Here is a 16,925-nt window from a genome sequence, read left to right on the forward strand (position 1 = left end):
GCCCCCCCCACCGCCCGGCGATGCCTGCCCTGTCATGAACGACTCCGAATTTCTCACCGCCTGTCGTGACCTGCTGGGACGCGATCACGTTCTGCAAGATGGCGTCGACACGCGCAGCTACCTCACCGACCAGCGCAAACGCTATGTGGGCAACGCGCTGGCCGTGATGCGCCCCGCCGACGCCTCCCAAGTGGCCGCGCTCGTGCGGCTATGCATCGCGCATGGCGTGCCGATGGTTCCCCAAGGCGGCAATACCGGCCTGGCCGGGGGCGCAACGCCCGATGGGAGTGGCCGTCAGGTCGTCGTCAGCTTGCGGCGCCTCGATCGCATCCGGCACGTGGATGCCGATAACATGACGCTCACCGCCGAAGCCGGCTGCCTGCTCGCCAACGTACAGGCCGCGGCGGCCGCGCACGAGCGGCTGTTTCCCTTGAGCCTTGCCGCGGAGGGTAGTTGCACGATCGGCGGCAATCTTGCGACGAACGCAGGGGGTACCGCGGTGCTGCGCTACGGCAACGCCCGCGAACTGTGTCTGGGACTCGAAGTCGTCACCCCGCAAGGTGAGTTGTGGGACGGTCTGCGCGGCTTGCGCAAGGACAACACCGGCTATGACCTGCGCGATCTGTTCATCGGGGCGGAAGGCACGTTGGGAGTGATTACCGCTGCGACCCTCAAACTCTTTGCGCAACCGGCCGCACGCATGACAGCGCTCGCCGGGCTCGACAGCCCCGCACACGCCCTGGCGCTGCTCAATCTCGCACAACGCATGGCGGGACCGCTGCTCACCGGCTTCGAGTTGATGTCCGACTTCTGCCTGAAACTCGTCGCGCAGGTGTTCGAGCAGCAACGCTATCCATTTGCGCAGACGTACGCACAGTCCGTTCTGCTCGAACTGTCCGACAACGAGAGCGAGGCCCATGCGCGCGATCTGCTGGAGCGCCTGCTGCACGCGGCCATCGACGATGGCATCGTGCGCGACGCCATCGTCGCGAACCGTCTCGCGCAGTCTAACGCGCTGTGGCATCTACGCGAGAGCATCCCGCTAGCGCAGTCGGCCACGGGGCTCAACATCAAGCACGATATCGCGGTGCCGGTCTCGCAGGTGCCCGCCTTCATTGCCGCGACCGACCCCATCGTGCAACGCCTCGCCCCGGGCGCGCGCATGGTGACGTTTGGCCACCTGGGCGACGGCAATCTGCACTACAACGTGATGGCCCCCGAGGGTGTCGACCCCGCCGCCTTCCTCAAGCAATACCAGACGCCGGTCACCGCCGCAGTCCACGACAGTGTCCATGCGCATGGCGGCACGATCAGTGCGGAACACGGACTCGGGCAGTTCAAGCGCGAGGCCGCAGCCCACTACAAGTCACCAGTGGAAATTGCCTTGATGCGCGCCCTGAAAACCGCGCTCGATCCGCGCGGACTCATGAACCCGGGCAAGGTGCTGCCGGACTGATTCACACGAGCGTTACGGGGGCGGCGTGGCACGGCGCACTGGGGCGGATGTCGGCGCCGATACCGGTGCCGGCGCACAGACGCCTCACACCGGAAAATCACCAAAATCCGACGAATTATCGTCGTTTTCGCGACAAAAACCCGCAAAATCCCGCGACTTCCTTTACAGATACGGGCCGGACCCCTAGAATGACTGCTTTCCAACCACGACGGAGTTTTCCGTGGGCAGTTGCTCTAGAAGCACGCAAGCGTCGGCAATGACCGGCGAAGCGTTGGCCCGGTAACCCGCAGTCGTCCCAGACTGCCGCTGCCGGTTCCAATGCCGCAGCGGTAGTGCATCGATCGCACCGAGTTTCGACAACGTGAATGTCACGACCTCAGCGTCGTGGCGCCGACATCATGAATGTCGTGAGCGTTATAAGGGACCTTCGGCTGCGATTCCGGATTCAGGGATTCTGAATTCGTTTTTTTCCGCACTTACCTCGCAGTTCAGCGTTTGTTCGAGGGATGGGTTCGTCCGTCCGGAACATGGCACGCTCGAAGCACCGCGACACGCGCGACATGGCATCGTCGGGCGAGAGCGGCAGCGAAAAGCCTGCCGACGCTTGCGTCGAATTCACGCATTACGCGCCGTCTCGCGTGTTCGTTTGCGCTCACAGGGTGCATCGACGTTCACGCGAAGTGCAAGGCCATGCGTCGCCAAGCCCCGGCATCCGCCGTCCCAGGCCCTTGATTCAGGAGGACACCATGACGCTGCAAATGCTTATCCCTTCGCTGTTCGACCGCGCTCGCGCCCGTCTTGCACCGAACGCCGCAGCCCCGAACCTCGCTACGCCGCAAACGGCCGGCTCGCAGGCAACCCAATCGTCGCCTCAGTACCGGCTGGTCGTGCTGACGCTGGCCTCAAAAGCCAACGTGATCGACGCGACGGTCCGCAACGCGCTTCGTACGCAGCGGATCTCGCCAGAGATGGCGACCCGCACCGGCCGATCAGGCGGTTACCTGCTCGAACTCGACTACGTGGTCCGATGCGAGCGCAGCCGCCGCGCGGCGCTCGTCCATCTCGTCTCGACACTCGGGGACACCGCCGGCGTACGCGCCATTCGCTGGGAAACGGCGCCGAACCTCGCAGCGCGATAACCGAACTCCACCCGCGGCAGCCCGACTCGACGCCCCGCACCTTCGACCCGAGGGACACCGATACCCCCATGTCGGCGTCCCTCGGCCCGATTGCCTTGGATCGCGATCACACCCAAACCTGTACGTTCACGTTCAGGTTGTGTTATCCTCCGCTCATCATTCGATCGGAGGCACGTCGATGCCCGCAGATCCCCACCCCGCATCCGCCGTCGGCACGCCGACGCACGACACCACCTTGCTGACCGTCGGGCAGGCCGCCGCCGCCCTCGGCGTCACCGCCCGTACACTGAAGTATTACGAGGAGCTAAATCTCGTTGTGCCCGCACGTAGCGGCGGGCATTACCGCATGTACACGCCGGCCGATCTGGCGACGTTTGGCCGCATTCTACGTATGCGTTCGCTCGGTTTCTCGATAGCCGCCATCACGGAAATGCTCAAGCGCCCGCGCCGGATGGTCGACGCGGGCAAGTCGCGCATGAATGAAGAGGACTTGCGGGTCGTGCGCGACGCCTTGACCTCGCAACTCGACACGTTGCGCGAGCGCACCGCACAGGTGCGGCGCGAATTGCGCGAAGCGGAAAAGCTCGAAGCACAGATCGAACACGATCTTCACTACATTGAGCAACGGCTTCGCGGCGTGCCGGCCGACGAACTGCTGGCCGAGCGCGCAGCGAAAGCGCGCAAAACGTCCTCGCGCTAAGTTGCACCGCCTCGCCCTCGACGCCACACCATGCTCCCCGCCACGCCACCCTCGCCCGCCGTCCCACCCAAGCCGCCCGCCTCCGGCAGCGCGGGCGGCGCCGATCCGCTGCGCCCGATGCGCGTCGAGGCTTATCGATATGCGCTCGGTCTGATCCCCGGCCTGGAGTTCTTCGAAAACGCCCTGCTCGTCTACTTTGCCGTGTACGTGTCGGGCGGCGTCGATGCGTCGCCGAAAGAATTCGTATGGATGACGACGGCCTACGGCATCGCCTCCGTGCTCGCCATTCTCAAGCAGCAATGGTTCGTCGAGCGCATCGGCTATCGCCGCTACCTGACGGCATCGCTGCTGCTATATGCGTGCGGGGCTATCCTCGCCGGCACGAGCGAGAGCGTGACGCAACTCGTCCTCGCACGCGCCTTCCAGGGCTTTTGTGCAGGCAGTTGGATGAGTTCGTGCCGCATTCTTGCGCAGGTGAGTGTTCCGGCAGAACGGCGCGGCAAGACGGTCCAGACGTTCGCTCTGTTGCTGTTCACCGGCTCGGCGGCCGCACCGCTGATCGGCGGACTGCTTGTGTCGGAATACACCTGGCGCACGCTCTTCCTGTGCACGGCTGCGCCGGCCGTGCTGCTCGCGGCGCTCGCGTGGTTCGCGGTGCCCGACGTCGGCCGTTTGCGCGAGCGCGCCAGCGGGGGCAGTTATCCGTTCGCACCGTTCATGGCGTTCGCCCTCGCCATGGGCGCGTTTCAGGTGGTGCTTCAAGAGATGCGCTACACGCTGTGGCTGCAAACGCCATTGCTGCCGCTGCTCACGGTCGTTGGCGTGGGCGCGCTCGTCTGGTTCGGCTATCACCAATGGCAGCACCCCGCCCCGTTCATTCGTTTGCAGTCGCTGCGCCGGCGCGAGTTCCAGGTGGGGCTGCTGCTCTACGCGGCCTACTACTATCTGGCGAATACGCAGAGCTATCTGATGCCGCGGCTACTGGAACAGGGTCTCGGTTTTACGGTCGAGCGCACCGGGCGATTGCTGGGCTACTCGGCGCTGCTCACGGTCATTCTGTTGCTCGTCTACTTCCGCGTCGCGAAATTCATCACCCGCAAGAAGTTGCTGATCGTAAGCGGCTTTCTGATGACGATCGCCACCAGCCTCTGGCTCGGCGCCATGCCGCCAGACGCCGGCCAGTCGCAGTTGTACGGCGTGCTGGCTCTGAAAGCCGTGTTCGGCATATTCACCGTGCTGCCCGTCGCGAACCTGACATTTCGCACTTTCGACCATGAGAGCTTCGTCCACGGCTATCGCCTGAAAAACATTCTTCGCCAGCTCTCCGGCTCGTTCGCCGTGTCGACCATCGTGGCCTTCGAACAACACCGCGAAGCGCTGCATCGCACCCGGCTGACCGAGGTCGCGAACCCTTACAATCCGATCTTCACCCAGACACTGGACGCGCTCGCCAACGCGCTCACCCACGCCGGCATTGCCGCATCGCAGGCGCATGGCGCCGCGCTCGCGCAGATTGCTCAGATGATCCAGCGCCAGGCCTCGTTTCTCTCCTTTATCGACGGCTTTCATTTCATTGCCATCGTGGCGTTATGCGGTGCGATCTTTGCGGCAATTCAGAAGCAGCTAAATTAGAATCGCTTCGATGCCGTCGCGCCTATTCCGGCTACGCCCGCCATGCTAAAAGCCCTGTTCGCCAGCCTCGGTTTTTCCAGACGAACCCGAACCATCGACGATGCCATCTGGCGCGAAGTCGTCAACGCCTTGCCCTTCCTCGCCAGACGAAGCGCCGCCGATCTCGAGAAACTTCGTACACTGGCCGCCGGCTTTCTCGCGGACAAGCACTTCTCGAGCGCACACGACCTGCCGCTGACCGACGCGATGTGCGTCTCGGTCGCCGCCCAGGCCTGCCTGCCGATTCTCCATCTGCCGCCGGCGCTGTATCGAGGATGGACGGGCATCGTGCTGTATCCCGGCGAGTTTCTGATCCGCAAGACGGTGCAGGACGAAGCCGGCGTGGTACACGACGTGGAACAGGAAGCGAGCGGCGAGGCCTGGGAAGGCGGTCCCGTGGTGCTGTCGTGGCAGGACGTTCAGGCGAGCGACGTGCTGGCATACAACGTGGTGATCCACGAGTTCGTTCACAAAATCGATATGGAAGGCGGCGAAGCCGACGGCGTGCCGCCGATGTTTCGCCGCCTGCATGGTGAGCTGACGGCCGAGGCGTGGTGCGAGGTCTTCGATCCGGCCTATGAGGAGTTCTGTCATCACGTGGCGAACGTGCCGGACGCGGACTGGGACAGGTTCGCATCGATGTCCCTCCTGGACCCATATGCGACGGAACACGAATCGGAATTCTTCGCCGTCTGTGCTGAAGCGTTCTTCGTGGCTCCGGCAGCCTTCCTGCGCGAATATCCCGCTCTTTACGCGCTGTTTTCGCGCTATTTCCTGCAAGATCCCGCAGCAGCAGCCGAGACCGCCCCGGACGCCACCGGCACCGCGCTGCCCGAAACCGGCGCAACCCCATGAAAACTTTGCGGAAATCGTGATTTCCGTGGCATAATGCGCGTTTTCCAAATCCGGAAAGTGGTTGACGCGTTTGCCCGTCGCAAGGCGGCGATGGCGTTAGCGGGCAAGGGGCTCGCGCAGACTGGCTACCGACTTAACTCAAGGTCCATCATGAAAGAAGGCATTCACCCGGAGTACCGCGAAGTCGTGTTCAAGGACATGACCCCGGGCATCGACTTCCAGTTTATTTCGCGTTCGACGATCCAAACGAAGGAAACCATCGAATTCGAAGGCAAGGAATACCCACTCGTGAAGCTGGATACGTCGTCGGCCTCGCACAACTTCTACACCGGCGAAACCCGCATCATGGATGCCGAAGGTCGCGTCGACAAGTTCAAGAAGAAGTTCGGCGCCCGCGCCGGCGGCAAGGTCGCCTGAGTTTGGCGAGACGATTGCCAAGCCGCACTACGCAATGCGGGGCCTGACGGACGTTTTCAGGCCAGCGCATCGAGGGCTATGCCCAGCGTTGCGGAAAGCTTTGGAAAGGGGCAGCTCAGGCTGCCCCTTTTTCTTGGGTCTGTGCTGCGCCACACCATCGGTTACTGTCATACTGTCGGCTTTTCCGGGCACCCCTTGTCGCCCCCGGGGAGGACGGCGAGCGTTGCCCAGGCTTGACCACGACTGTTGCCCCGGGCCGATTCCGGCTCACCCTCTCAGTTTTCCCGATCCGGCCGTCCTGCCGGTCCTGCCGTACCGCCTATGAAACGAGTTCGCATCACTGCCTCCGCCACCAGCGCGCTTCCGCGTTCGCTGCTGATCGCCATTTGTGTCATCTATGTGCTGGCGGGGTTGTTTGGTCGCGACCCGTGGAAGAACGAAGACGCTGCCGGGTTCGGCATCATGTGGACGATGGCGCACGGTCATCTGTCCGACTGGCTGCTGCCGAACATCGCAGGCAAACCCATTTACGACAATGGCCCGCTCGTCTCGTGGCTGGGGGCGCTCGCCATCCGCGCGTTCTCCTGGCTCGATGCCCCCGATGCCGCTCGCATCGTCACCGGCCTCTGCTTTTACATCACCTGCACCTTCATCTGGTACGGGACCTATCTGCTGGGTCGCCGCCCGGAAGTGCAACCGTTCAAATACGCCTTCGGCGGCGAGCCCGAGCCGCGCGATTACGGCCGCACCCTTGCCGATGGCGCCCTGCTGATTCTGCTCGCGTGCTTCGGTCTGGCCGAGCGCGGCCACGAAACGACAGCGACCGTCGGCCAGCTCACGCTCATCTCGATGGCGATCTACGGCCTGGTGCGCAGTCTGGACAAGCCGCGTCAGGGCGCGGTGTGGTTCGGCCTCGCGCTGGGCGGCATGGCGCTCGCGTCGTCTGCGCTGATGACGCTGTCGCTGTGGATCGCGGGCATCGTCGCGGCCGTGGTGTGCCGGGCGCTGCCGCTACGCATGTTGTTGCTGGTCTCCACCCCCATCACGCTGCTCATCGCCTGCACGTGGCCGCTCGCCGCGCTCAAGTTCGCCGACGGTGCGCGACGCTGGCTCGGCGAATGGGCCGACATCGGCGTGGACACGTTCAGCGGCCCCACGCTTGCCTCGTTGAGCTACATCGTCAAGAACCTGGCGCTGTTCGCCTGGCCGGCGTGGCCGCTGGCCGCATGGTCGCTGTATTCGTGGCGCGGCATGCGACGCGCACCGCACATCGCGATCTCGCTCGTCTTCGCCCTTACCCTGCTCGTCCTGATCGTGCTGCAGGCGCATCAGGGCAACCAGCTCTTCATGCTGGTCTTGCCCGCGCTCTCGATCATTGCCGCCTTCGGCCTGCCCACGCTCAAGCGCGGCACGGTCAACGCGATCGACTGGTTCGCCGTGCTTTCGTTTACCGTGCTGGCCGGTTTCGTGTGGCTTGTCTGGCTGGCTGGCATCACGGGCTTCCCGGCGTCGACGGCGCGCAACTTGCGTCGCCTGGTGCCCGGCTTTCAGCCCGAGTTCAGTTGGGTGACGCTGATCAGCGCGCTGATCGTCACGGGTGCCTGGGTGACGCTTGTCGCGTGGCGCGTATCGCGCAGCCCGAAGGTATTGTGGCGCAGCGTGGTGCTGTCCTCCGGCGGCACGACGCTCATGTGGGTGCTGCTGATGACGCTGTGGCTGCCGGTCGTGAACTACGGCAGAACGTACCGCGACGTGGCCGCGCAGATCTCCGCCCATCTGCCTGCCGACTACACCTGCATTCGCACCGCAAGGGTCGGCGATGCACAGCTCGCGTCGTTCGCTTACTTCGGCAACATGCGTTTCGGTTCGTCCGACGACGATTGTGACGTGCTGCTGCGACAGGACTCGCAGGACTACAGCGAACCGCTCTCCCTCGCCCCCTACGAGTGGCGTCAACTTTGGGAAGGCCGCCGCGCCGCCGACCGCGACGAACGCTTCCGCCTCTACGTCCTGCAAGAGCGCCCGTGGCGACGTGCCGCGCGCCCGCGCTGACCGGGCACGCCTTCGCCATGTGGCATGACATCAAACGCATTGCCGCGCTCGCGTGGCCGGTCCTGATCGGCCAGTTGGCGGTGATCGCCTTCGGGGTGATGGACACGGCGATGGTCGGTCGCGCTTCCGCGTTCGATCTCGCGTCACTCGCCCTCGGCGGCTCGATTTACATTACCGTGTACGTCGGGTTGATGGGGATCCTCGTCGCGCTCTCGCCCATCGCTGCTCAGCTGTACGGCGCCGGTGAGCGCATCGCCATCGGCGAAGAAGTCCGCCAGACGTTCTGGCTTGCGTTGTTTCTCGCCGTCCCCGGCTTTCTGGTGCTGTCGCACCCGCAGTTCATTCTGAGGCTCTCGCAGGCCACGCCCGAACTCGAATCCCGCGCGAGCGCGTATCTGCACGTACTCGCCTACGGTCTGCCGGCGGCGATGTTGTTTCGTGTGTATTCGTCGCTGTCGACGGCCGTGGCACAGCCGCGCATCGTCATGGTCATTCAGGTCACGGGCCTCGCCCTCAAGGTGCCGCTCAATCTTGCGCTGATCTACGGTGTCGAGCGGCTGGGCATCCCGGCACTCGGCAGCACCGGCTGCGCCATCGCCACGACCGCCATCAACTGGGTGTCGTGCATGCTGGGCCTCACGCTCATGGCACGTCACCCCACGCTGCGCGAGTTCGGAGTCTTCACGAAATTCTGCTGGCCGCAATGGCAAGCCATCCGCGCGTTGCTCAAGCTTGGTGTGCCGATGGGGTTGAGCTACCTGATCGAAGTGACAGCGTACTCCTTCATGGCGATTTTTATCGCACGTCTTGGCGACGTCACCCTCGCCGGTCACCAGATCGCGGCGAACCTCGGTGCCCTCATGTACATGCTGCCGATGTCCATCGGCATCGCGACGGCAACGCTCACGGCGCAGGCCATCGGGTCGCGCGAGTTCAAGGCGGCACGACTCGTTGGGCGTCGAGGCGTCGAGCTGGCCGGCACCCTCGGTCTCGTGATGGCTGTCGCGATGTGGCTCGGCCGCTCGCTGGTTCTTGCGGCATATACCTCCGATCCGCAGGTCGCCGCGGTGACGACGCCGCTGCTCGCCATCGTCGCCGTCTACCACCTCTTCGACGCCCTTCAGATCAATGCGGTCTTCGTACTGCGGGCATGGAAGGTCGCCATCGTCCCGACCGTCATTTACGCCGTGTCGCTTTGGGGCGTTGGCCTTGGCGGGGGCTATGTGCTCGGCTTCGACGTGGGCGGCCTCTCCCCGACATGGCTGCACGGCGCGACGGGATTCTGGGCAGCCAACAGCGCGAGTGTGGCCGTCGCTGCCATCGGTTTGCTGCTGTATTTGCGCTGGGTCGTGCACGTCAAGACGCGTTGAGGTTGTCGACGCCGGCATGGCCCTGAGTCCCACCGAAGCGGAACTGGTTGTACGATAACGGTGCCGACACGCGTTCCTCGACGTGGCGGCCCATTCGCCATCTCACCACATCCGGCACCGTAATTCTGAAGAGACCATCGCATAAACGGGTATACCCGCAAAGGCAACACCCTCATCTTTCCATAGAATGTTGTCTGACGACATACAACAAATGATGTGTCGCGCCCGTCCCTTTGGTCTGATCAACATTTCCGTCATGAGCCGAACCCCCATCGTCACCGAATTGCGCGTCGTCCCCGTCGCTGGCCGCGACAGCATGCTGTTGAATCTGAGCGGCGCCCACGGCCCGTTCTTCACGCGCAACCTCGTCATTCTTCAGGACAGTGCCGGGCACACCGGCGTTGGCGAAGTGCCTGGCGGAGAATCGATTCGCCGGACGTTGGAAGACGCACGCCCTCATGTCGTCGGCCAATCGATCGCGAACGTTCAGGCGATCCTTGGACAGACCCGGCGCGCCTTCGCGGACCGGGACGCCGGCGGACGCGGCCTGCAAACCTTCGATCTGCGCACAACGATCCACGCGGTCACCGCGCTTGAGGCCGCGTTGCTCGACCTGCTGGGCCAGCACCTCGAAGTGCCCGTCGCCGCCCTGCTCGGCGACGGGCAACAGCGCAGCGAAGTCGCCATGCTCGGCTATCTGTTCTTCATCGGCGAGCGCCAGGCCACAGATCTCGCCTACGCCGACAACCGCGGCGCACGCGACGACTGGGAGCGTGTTCGCACTGAAGTCGCCATGACGCCCGATGCCGTCGTGCGTCTGGCCGAAGCCGCACACGCACGCTACGGCTTTCGGGACTTCAAGCTCAAAGGCGGCGTGCTGGAGGGTGACGCTGAGATCGAAGCCGTTACCGCACTCGCGAAACGCTTCCCGCAGGCGCGCGTTACGCTCGACCCCAACGGCGCATGGTCGCTGGCGCAAGCCGTGCGCCTGTGCCGCGACAAGCATGACGTGCTGGCTTACGCAGAAGATCCTTGCGGCGCGGAAAACGGCTACTCGGGACGTGAAATCATGGCGGAATTCCGGCGTGCAACCGGCTTGCCGACAGCGACGAACATGATCGCGACGGACTGGCGTCAAATGGGGCACGCCATCCAGCTCCAATCCGTCGATATCCCGCTTGCCGACCCGCACTTCTGGACGATGCAGGGTTCGGTCCGCGTTGCCCAGATGTGCCACGAATGGGGCTTGACGTGGGGCTCGCATTCGAACAACCACTTCGACATATCGCTCGCGATGTTCACTCACGTGGCGGCCGCGGCACCGGGGAAGATTACTGCCATCGATACCCATTGGATCTGGCAGGACGGTCAGTACCTCACTCGAAATCCGCTACGGATCGTCGATGGCAACGTTCAGGTGCCGACGGCGCCCGGTTTGGGGGTGACGCTCGACATGGATGCCGTCGAAGCGGCTCACGCCCTTTACCTTGAACACGGACTGGGGGAACGCGACGACAGCGTGGCGATGCAGTACCTCGTCAAGGACTGGAAATTCGATCCGAAGCGTCCGTGCCTCGTGCGCTGACACCAAGCCCCCCAGCGCGCGCTGCCGGCTGCCGGACTCTCGTAGTGCGGCCATTTCGACATATCCCCGCGGGGTCAGCTCACGACGAGGTGCTATGCGCAACTTCTGCGGATTTTTCTAAAAACACGCAAAAAGTCCGCAGACCGAGTGAAAGGGGTGTTAATCGAGGCGTTTTCAGAGAGTAAGTGCCAGAAAAACCTCATTGCGAGGCTTCGAAACACATGGCACTGGGCCGCGATGGACCCGCGATGGACCTGCCATAAGGATAAAAAAAGCCCAGGCGATTAAGCCTGGGCTTTCTTCGTTTGGCGGAGCGGACGGGGCTCGAACCCGCGACCCCCGGCGTGACAGGCCGGTATTCTAACCAACTGAACTACCGCTCCAAACTTGCTGCGAGCATCGCGATGTCACTCGCTTTGCCTTCTTGCTAATTGCCCGGCATTGCAGCATTTTCACGCGCAGATCACCGAACTTCGTAGGTTTTGGCGGAGCGGACGGGGCTCGAACCCGCGACCCCCGGCGTGACAGGCCGGTATTCTAACCAACTGAACTACCGCTCCAAAACCGACAAAAAAACCCGCCTGACTTTCAGCGGGCTTTACGCCACTAACTGCTTGGCATTTTCAAACTGATACCGACTCGCTACCGGCATCAATTCTGGCGTCCCCTAGGGGATTCGAACCCCTGTACTCACCGTGAAAGGGTGATGTCCTAGGCCTCTAGACGAAGGGGACAAAATCGTCAAAACTTTGTCTGTTTCGCTACTGCTTATTGCATTTCGCGAAGAACGCCATTCTAAACAACATTTCTTCGCTTGTGAAGCTTTATTTTCAAGTTTTTTGCATCGTTTTTGCAAGAATCTTGCTCTTTCGACGCAGCCTGAAAACCGAGCTTCGGAATCCGTGGTGGAGGTAAGCGGGATCGAACCGCTGACCTCTTGCATGCCATGCAAGCGCTCTCCCAGCTGAGCTATACCCCCGAACAGAGAAGTGAGATTCTAATGACAAACCCATTTCCTGTAAATACCCTCCTCGCATTTTTTCCGCATTATTTTGCGAATCCGTGCGAAGAATAAAAAACGGCGACTCGCGTGAGCCGCCGTCTCCATTTTCCTGCGGCGGCGCGTATTCACGCCGCCCTGCGTAACAGCGCGATGCCCGTATTACTGCGCGTCGCCGCCTTCACGCCTGGCCAGCAGCGGACCGCCCTGCTTCTCTTCTTCGGTCAACGCCTTGTGCGACAGACGCAGGCGACCCTTGTCGTCCTGCTGGATCACCTTCACGCGCACGGCCTGACCTTCCTTGACGTACTCGTTGATGTCCTTGATGCGCTCGTTGGCGATTTCCGAGATATGCAGCAAGCCGTCCTTGCCCGGCAGCACCGAGACGATCGCGCCAAACTCAAGCAGCTTGAGCACAGTGCCGTCGTAGACCTGACCGACTTCGACTTCCACCGTAATCAGTTCGATACGGCGCTTCGCTTCGGCAATGCCTTCGGCGCTCGGGCTGGCAATGGTGACCACGCCATCGTCCGAGATATCGATGCTCGTACCGGTTTCTTCCGTCAGCGCACGAATCACCGAACCGCCCTTGCCGATCACGTCGCGGATCTTTTCCGGATTGATCTTGATCGTGACCATGCGCGGCGCGAACTCCGACAGCTCCGTGCGGACACCGGACTGCGCTTCCGACATCTTGCCGAGGATGTGCAGACGGCCTTCCTTGGCTTGCGCCAGCGCGACCTGCATGATTTCCTTCGTGATGCCCTGGATCTTGATGTCCATCTGGAGCGCAGTCACGCCGTTCGACGTACCGGCCACCTTGAAGTCCATGTCGCCCAGGTGATCTTCGTCGCCGAGAATGTCGGTCAGCACGGCAAACTTGTTGCCTTCGAGGATCAGGCCCATGGCGATACCGGCGACCGGCGAGGTCAGCGGCACACCGGCGTCCATCATCGCGAGGCTGCCGCCGCAGACCGAAGCCATCGACGACGAACCGTTCGATTCGGTGATTTCCGACACGACTCGCACGGTATAGCCGAAATCGTCGGCGCCCGGCAGGCACGCCACCAGGGCACGCTTGGCCAGACGGCCGTGACCGATTTCGCGACGCTTGGGCGAACCCACGCGCCCCGTTTCGCCCGTCGAGAACGGCGGGAAGTTGTAGTGCAGCATGAAGCGATCACGGTACTCGCCTTGCAACGCGTCGATGATCTGCTCGTCGCTCTTGGTGCCCAGCGTGGCCACTACGAGTGCTTGCGTCTCGCCACGCGTGAACAGGGCCGAGCCATGAGCACGCGGCAGCACGCCGGTACGGATCGTGATCGGACGCACGGTACGCGTGTCGCGACCGTCGATACGCGGCTCGCCAGCCAGAATCTGGCTACGCACGATCTTGGCTTCCAGATCGAACAGGATGTTGCCGACTTCGATTTCGTCCGGTGCCGCTTCGCCCTTGGCGGCAGCGGCTTCGCCCAGCTTGGCGATGACGTCGGCGCTCACGGTACGCAGTTGTTGCGTACGGGCTTGCTTTTCGCGCGTTTGATAAGCAGCGCGCAGCGGACCTTCGGCCAATTCGGTCACTTGCGCGATCAGCGCGTCGTTCTTGGCGGCCGGGGCCCATTCCCACTCGGCCTTGCCACCGTCACGCACCAGATCGTGGATCGCGTTGATCGCCGTTTGCATTTGCTCGTGACCGAACACCACGGCGCCCAGCATCACGTCTTCCGGCAGTTCCTGCGCTTCCGATTCCACCATCAGCACAGCTTGCTCCGTTCCCGCGACAACCAGGTCGAGCTTCGACTTGGCAATCTGCTCACGCGACGGGTTCAGTACGTACTGGCTGTCGATGTAGGCAACGCGTGCAGCGCCGACCGGGCCGTTGAACGGCAGGCCCGAGATGGCCAGCGCGGCCGAAGCGCCGATCAGGGCCGGGATGTCTGCCGGCACTTCCGGGTTCAGCGAGACGACCTGCACCACGACCTGGACTTCGTTGTAGAAGCCTTCCGGGAACAGCGGCCGGATCGGACGATCGATCAGGCGCGACGTCAGCGTTTCGTTTTCCGACGGACGGCCTTCACGCTTGAAGAAGCCCCCCGGGATCTTGCCGGCGGCGTAAGTCTTTTCCAGATAGTCGACCGTCAGCGGGAAGAAGTCCTGGCCAGCCTTGGCCTTCTTCGCGCCCACGACCGTGGCGAGCACCACGGTATCGTCCATGTCGACGAGCACGGCACCGGAGGCCTGGCGAGCAATCTCACCGGTCTCCATGCGAACCGTGTTTTGTCCCCACTGGAAAGACTTCACGACTTTATTGAACATTTGCACTCCTATATCGAATCGCGCGAATGCAGCAGCGGCGCGATATCGCTGCCGGGGTGATCCCGACGCCTTACAGGGGGGAGTGTTATGCCATTCCAGCGTTACCCGTCGAAAGATACGCTGGCGCACCTTTGAGACGACCCTGGAATGACACAAGCCCTGCTTGCCGACGAGGCCCCGTAAACCGGGAAAAGACCGAGAAAACCGGACGGGAATCCAGCTTGAGGGCTGGATGGCTTGCCCGAAAGTGCCATGTGGACATCGATCGGGCACCGCCCAAAAACAAAATGCCTGCATCAGCACGCTGATACAGGCATCTCGTCGTAATCGCAATCGCTTACTTACGCAGGCCCAGCTTCTCGATCAGGGCGCGGTAGCGGTCCGCATCCTTGCCCTTGAGGTAGTCGAGCAGCTTACGACGACGGCTCACCATGCGCAGCAGACCGCGGCGGCTGTGGTGATCCTTCATGTGTGCCTTGAAGTGCGGGGTCAGTTCGTTGATGCGCGTGGTGAGCAGCGCAACCTGAACTTCGGGGGAGCCGGTGTCATTTGCGGCGCGGGCGAATTGCGCCACGACTTCCGACTTCTTGATATCTGCGTTCGACATTTTCTTTCCTTTGGATACACGCGGTCACGGAAGAATGGCCGTGCCGTGAACTTACAAAAACACGTACGTTGCCGTACATAAACAAAACTGCAAGTGCGCGATTATACGGGAACTGCCCCCCTGCCGCCACTTTTTTCCACGCTGTGCCGCAACAGACGGGCCTAAACACCCGATCGGGACATCGAAAAAGCGGAAATCGCGCGAACAATCCACGAAAATCGCGAGAATTGTCTAGAATTTTCCGACAAATCGACGCCTCACCCCGCGCCGTTCACGTCGGCACATCGCACCGGCGCGTCAGCGCTGACGCGCCATCCGGCAGGTACTCGGCAATGCGACCTTGTTCGCGGGCAATTCCATCACCGTGCGAAAGCCATACCCGGAGCCCTCGTTGTCGAATTTCACGTTCGGCTCCCCGGCGTGGCGCATCACCGAGACGTACAACGGCTCGATCATCTGGTGGTCGTTGGCGCGCATCCACGCATCCGCAGGCGCCTCGCGAACGCGCCGGTTCTCGAGCGCCCGCGCCACGGTCGTCACGTCGGTCGTGCCCGCCTGTTCGAGCGCGGCTGCGATCATGTCGATCATCACGCTCATGCGCAGCAGCGGATAGTCGTCGCGCGCCTCGGGGTAACGCGCGCGGAACGCCTTGTAGTACGCATCCGAGGCCTCGCCTCCCACGTTCGGGTGCCACTCGGCTACCGCGTACACGCGTCCGACGCCCGCGTCGCCCAAGGCTGCCGGCGCCCCCAATGCGTTGCCGTAGAAGGTGTAGAACTTGAGCTCCATGCCCTGCTCGCGCGCCGCCTTGACCAACAGCGTCAGATCGTTACCCCAACTGCCGGTCACGACCGTATCGGCGCCCGATGCCCGGATGCGCGCCAGATACGGAGTGAAGTCCTTCACGCGTCCCACCGGGCTGAATTGTTCGCCCACGATCTGCACGTCGGGACGCTTCGCGCCGATCATCTGTCGCGCGAGCCCCGCAACCTGACGGCCAAAGCTGTAATCCTGATTGAGGAGGTAGACCTTCTGGATGCTGTCGTCCTGCCGGATCGCCTCCGTCAACGCCTGCATGCGCATGGCGGCGTTCGCGTCGAACGCGAAATGCCAGAAGCTGCACTGCTCGTTGGTGAGCGCCGTGTCGACGGCCGAATAGTTGAAGAACAACATGCGCTGGCCCGGTTCGCGGGCGTTTCGCTTGTTGACGGCATCGATCAGCGCCGACGCCACAGCCGAACTGTTCCCCTGCAGGACGAAGGGAATACCGAGATCGCCGGCCGCCTTGAGTTGCACGAGGCTGTCCTCGACGGCGCCCTTGCTATCGAAAACGGTCAGTTCCAACGGATGCGCGCCATCGCGCAACTTCACACCGCCGCGCGCATTGACGCGATCGATGGCAAACCGCAGATTGCGCTCGACCATCGCCCCGGCGTTGCCGAACGGCCCGCTCATCCCTTCGATCAGGGCGAGGCGAATCGGCGGCGCAGCGTGCGCCATACCGGCGACGGCCAGCAAACCGCAGGTACAAAGAACGGCGCAGATACGCGAAAGCAAGGCTTGAGATTTCATCGAGGCCCCAATAGTGTCTCGGCGCGCATCATAACGTCCACGCCCCGGTGCGGCAAGCCGAGGCACCCCACGATGCGGAACAGCGGCGGTATCCTACCGAAAAAGCCACAATCGTTTTCTCTCGCGCAATGTTTGCGGAATTTCCCATCATCACGAGGCCAATCATGACGTATCGTTCTCAATCG

At 62.8% G+C, this 16,925-nt stretch carries 12 protein-coding genes and 4 tRNA genes; 9 read left to right on the forward strand and 7 right to left on the reverse strand.

Annotated elements, in window-relative coordinates; all coding sequences use genetic code 11:
- Nucleotides 1-34 precede the first annotated feature (34 nt).
- The 9 genes from AB870_RS13360 (at nt 35) to gudD (ending at nt 11,245) form a co-directional block, all read left to right on the forward strand.
- Nucleotides 35-1,456 carry an FAD-binding oxidoreductase gene (locus AB870_RS13360; protein WP_047905088.1) on the forward strand — a complete coding sequence of 474 codons (1,422 nt, stop codon included), beginning with the start codon at nt 35-37 and terminating at the stop codon, nt 1,454-1,456.
- A 527-nt stretch (nt 1,457-1,983) separates the two neighbouring features.
- The gene (locus AB870_RS13365) at nt 1,984-2,595 is read left to right on the forward strand and encodes a hypothetical protein (RefSeq protein ID WP_064674830.1); all 612 of its coding nucleotides are present in this window, start codon (nt 1,984-1,986) and stop codon (nt 2,593-2,595) included.
- Between the two features lie 178 nt (nt 2,596-2,773).
- Nucleotides 2,774-3,295, forward strand: coding sequence for a MerR family transcriptional regulator (locus AB870_RS13370; protein WP_047905090.1), 522 nt, complete (start codon nt 2,774-2,776; stop codon nt 3,293-3,295).
- Between the two features lie 30 nt (nt 3,296-3,325).
- The gene (locus AB870_RS13375; protein ID WP_053059365.1) at nt 3,326-4,927 is read left to right on the forward strand and encodes an MFS transporter; all 1,602 of its coding nucleotides are present in this window, start codon (nt 3,326-3,328) and stop codon (nt 4,925-4,927) included.
- A gap of 42 nt (nt 4,928-4,969) precedes the next feature.
- The gene (locus AB870_RS13380; RefSeq protein ID WP_047905091.1) at nt 4,970-5,821 is read left to right on the forward strand and encodes a M90 family metallopeptidase; all 852 of its coding nucleotides are present in this window, start codon (nt 4,970-4,972) and stop codon (nt 5,819-5,821) included.
- Nucleotides 5,822-5,971: 150 nt separating this feature from the next.
- Entirely contained in the window at nt 5,972-6,238 is a 267-nt protein-coding gene (locus tag AB870_RS13385) for a type B 50S ribosomal protein L31 (RefSeq protein ID WP_047908179.1), read from the forward strand.
- Nucleotides 6,239-6,559: 321 nt separating this feature from the next.
- Nucleotides 6,560-8,290, forward strand: a complete 1,731-nt coding sequence (locus tag AB870_RS13390) for an ArnT family glycosyltransferase (RefSeq protein ID WP_047905092.1) — start codon at nt 6,560-6,562, stop codon at nt 8,288-8,290.
- A 17-nt stretch (nt 8,291-8,307) separates the two neighbouring features.
- Nucleotides 8,308-9,660 carry an MATE family efflux transporter gene (locus AB870_RS13395; protein ID WP_047908180.1) on the forward strand — a complete coding sequence of 451 codons (1,353 nt, stop codon included), beginning with the start codon at nt 8,308-8,310 and terminating at the stop codon, nt 9,658-9,660.
- A 256-nt stretch (nt 9,661-9,916) separates the two neighbouring features.
- The gene (gudD, locus tag AB870_RS13400; RefSeq protein WP_418303964.1) at nt 9,917-11,245 is read left to right on the forward strand and encodes a glucarate dehydratase; all 1,329 of its coding nucleotides are present in this window, start codon (nt 9,917-9,919) and stop codon (nt 11,243-11,245) included.
- Nucleotides 11,246-11,551: 306 nt separating this feature from the next.
- Here gudD and AB870_RS13405 read toward each other — a convergent pair.
- From AB870_RS13405 to AB870_RS13435, 7 genes are all read right to left on the reverse strand, one after another.
- Nucleotides 11,552-11,628: transfer RNA gene (locus AB870_RS13405), tRNA-Asp, on the reverse strand.
- 100 nt (nt 11,629-11,728) lie between these two features.
- A tRNA-Asp gene (locus tag AB870_RS13410) sits at nt 11,729-11,805 on the reverse strand.
- Nucleotides 11,806-11,903: 98 nt separating this feature from the next.
- Nucleotides 11,904-11,979, reverse strand: a tRNA-Glu gene (locus AB870_RS13415).
- Between the two features lie 169 nt (nt 11,980-12,148).
- Nucleotides 12,149-12,224 (reverse strand) — tRNA-Ala (locus AB870_RS13420).
- A 183-nt stretch (nt 12,225-12,407) separates the two neighbouring features.
- On the reverse strand, nt 12,408-14,567 hold the full coding sequence (pnp, locus tag AB870_RS13425; protein ID WP_047905093.1) for a polyribonucleotide nucleotidyltransferase: 2,160 nt from the start codon (nt 14,565-14,567) through the stop codon (nt 12,408-12,410).
- A gap of 331 nt (nt 14,568-14,898) precedes the next feature.
- Nucleotides 14,899-15,168 carry a 30S ribosomal protein S15 gene (gene rpsO, locus AB870_RS13430; RefSeq protein ID WP_044456177.1) on the reverse strand — a complete coding sequence of 90 codons (270 nt, stop codon included), beginning with the start codon at nt 15,166-15,168 and terminating at the stop codon, nt 14,899-14,901.
- A gap of 297 nt (nt 15,169-15,465) precedes the next feature.
- Nucleotides 15,466-16,740 carry a branched-chain amino acid ABC transporter substrate-binding protein gene (locus tag AB870_RS13435; protein WP_047905094.1) on the reverse strand — a complete coding sequence of 425 codons (1,275 nt, stop codon included), beginning with the start codon at nt 16,738-16,740 and terminating at the stop codon, nt 15,466-15,468.
- Between the last annotated feature and the right edge of the window lie 185 nt (nt 16,741-16,925).

The sequence above is a fragment of the Pandoraea faecigallinarum genome (assembly GCF_001029105.3).
GTDB classification, from domain to species: Bacteria; Pseudomonadota; Gammaproteobacteria; order Burkholderiales; family Burkholderiaceae; genus Pandoraea; species Pandoraea faecigallinarum.

Bases quoted from the DNA above. Each gene is read 5' to 3' on its own strand.
- AB870_RS13360 (WP_047905088.1), top strand. From the start codon at position 35: ATGAACGACTCCGAATTTCTCACCGCCTGTCGTGACCTGCTGGGACGC.
- AB870_RS13365 (WP_064674830.1), top strand. From the start codon at position 1,984: ATGGCACGCTCGAAGCACCGCGACACGCGCGACATGGCATCGTCGGGC.
- AB870_RS13370 (WP_047905090.1), top strand. From the start codon at position 2,774: ATGCCCGCAGATCCCCACCCCGCATCCGCCGTCGGCACGCCGACGCAC.
- AB870_RS13375 (WP_053059365.1), top strand. From the start codon at position 3,326: ATGCTCCCCGCCACGCCACCCTCGCCCGCCGTCCCACCCAAGCCGCCC.
- AB870_RS13380 (WP_047905091.1), top strand. From the start codon at position 4,970: ATGCTAAAAGCCCTGTTCGCCAGCCTCGGTTTTTCCAGACGAACCCGA.
- AB870_RS13385 (WP_047908179.1), top strand. From the start codon at position 5,972: ATGAAAGAAGGCATTCACCCGGAGTACCGCGAAGTCGTGTTCAAGGAC.
- AB870_RS13390 (WP_047905092.1), top strand. From the start codon at position 6,560: ATGAAACGAGTTCGCATCACTGCCTCCGCCACCAGCGCGCTTCCGCGT.
- AB870_RS13395 (WP_047908180.1), top strand. From the start codon at position 8,308: ATGTGGCATGACATCAAACGCATTGCCGCGCTCGCGTGGCCGGTCCTG.
- gudD (WP_418303964.1), top strand. From the start codon at position 9,917: ATGAGCCGAACCCCCATCGTCACCGAATTGCGCGTCGTCCCCGTCGCT.
- rpsO (WP_044456177.1), bottom strand. From the start codon at position 15,168: ATGTCGAACGCAGATATCAAGAAGTCGGAAGTCGTGGCGCAATTCGCC.
- AB870_RS13435 (WP_047905094.1), bottom strand. From the start codon at position 16,740: ATGAAATCTCAAGCCTTGCTTTCGCGTATCTGCGCCGTTCTTTGTACC.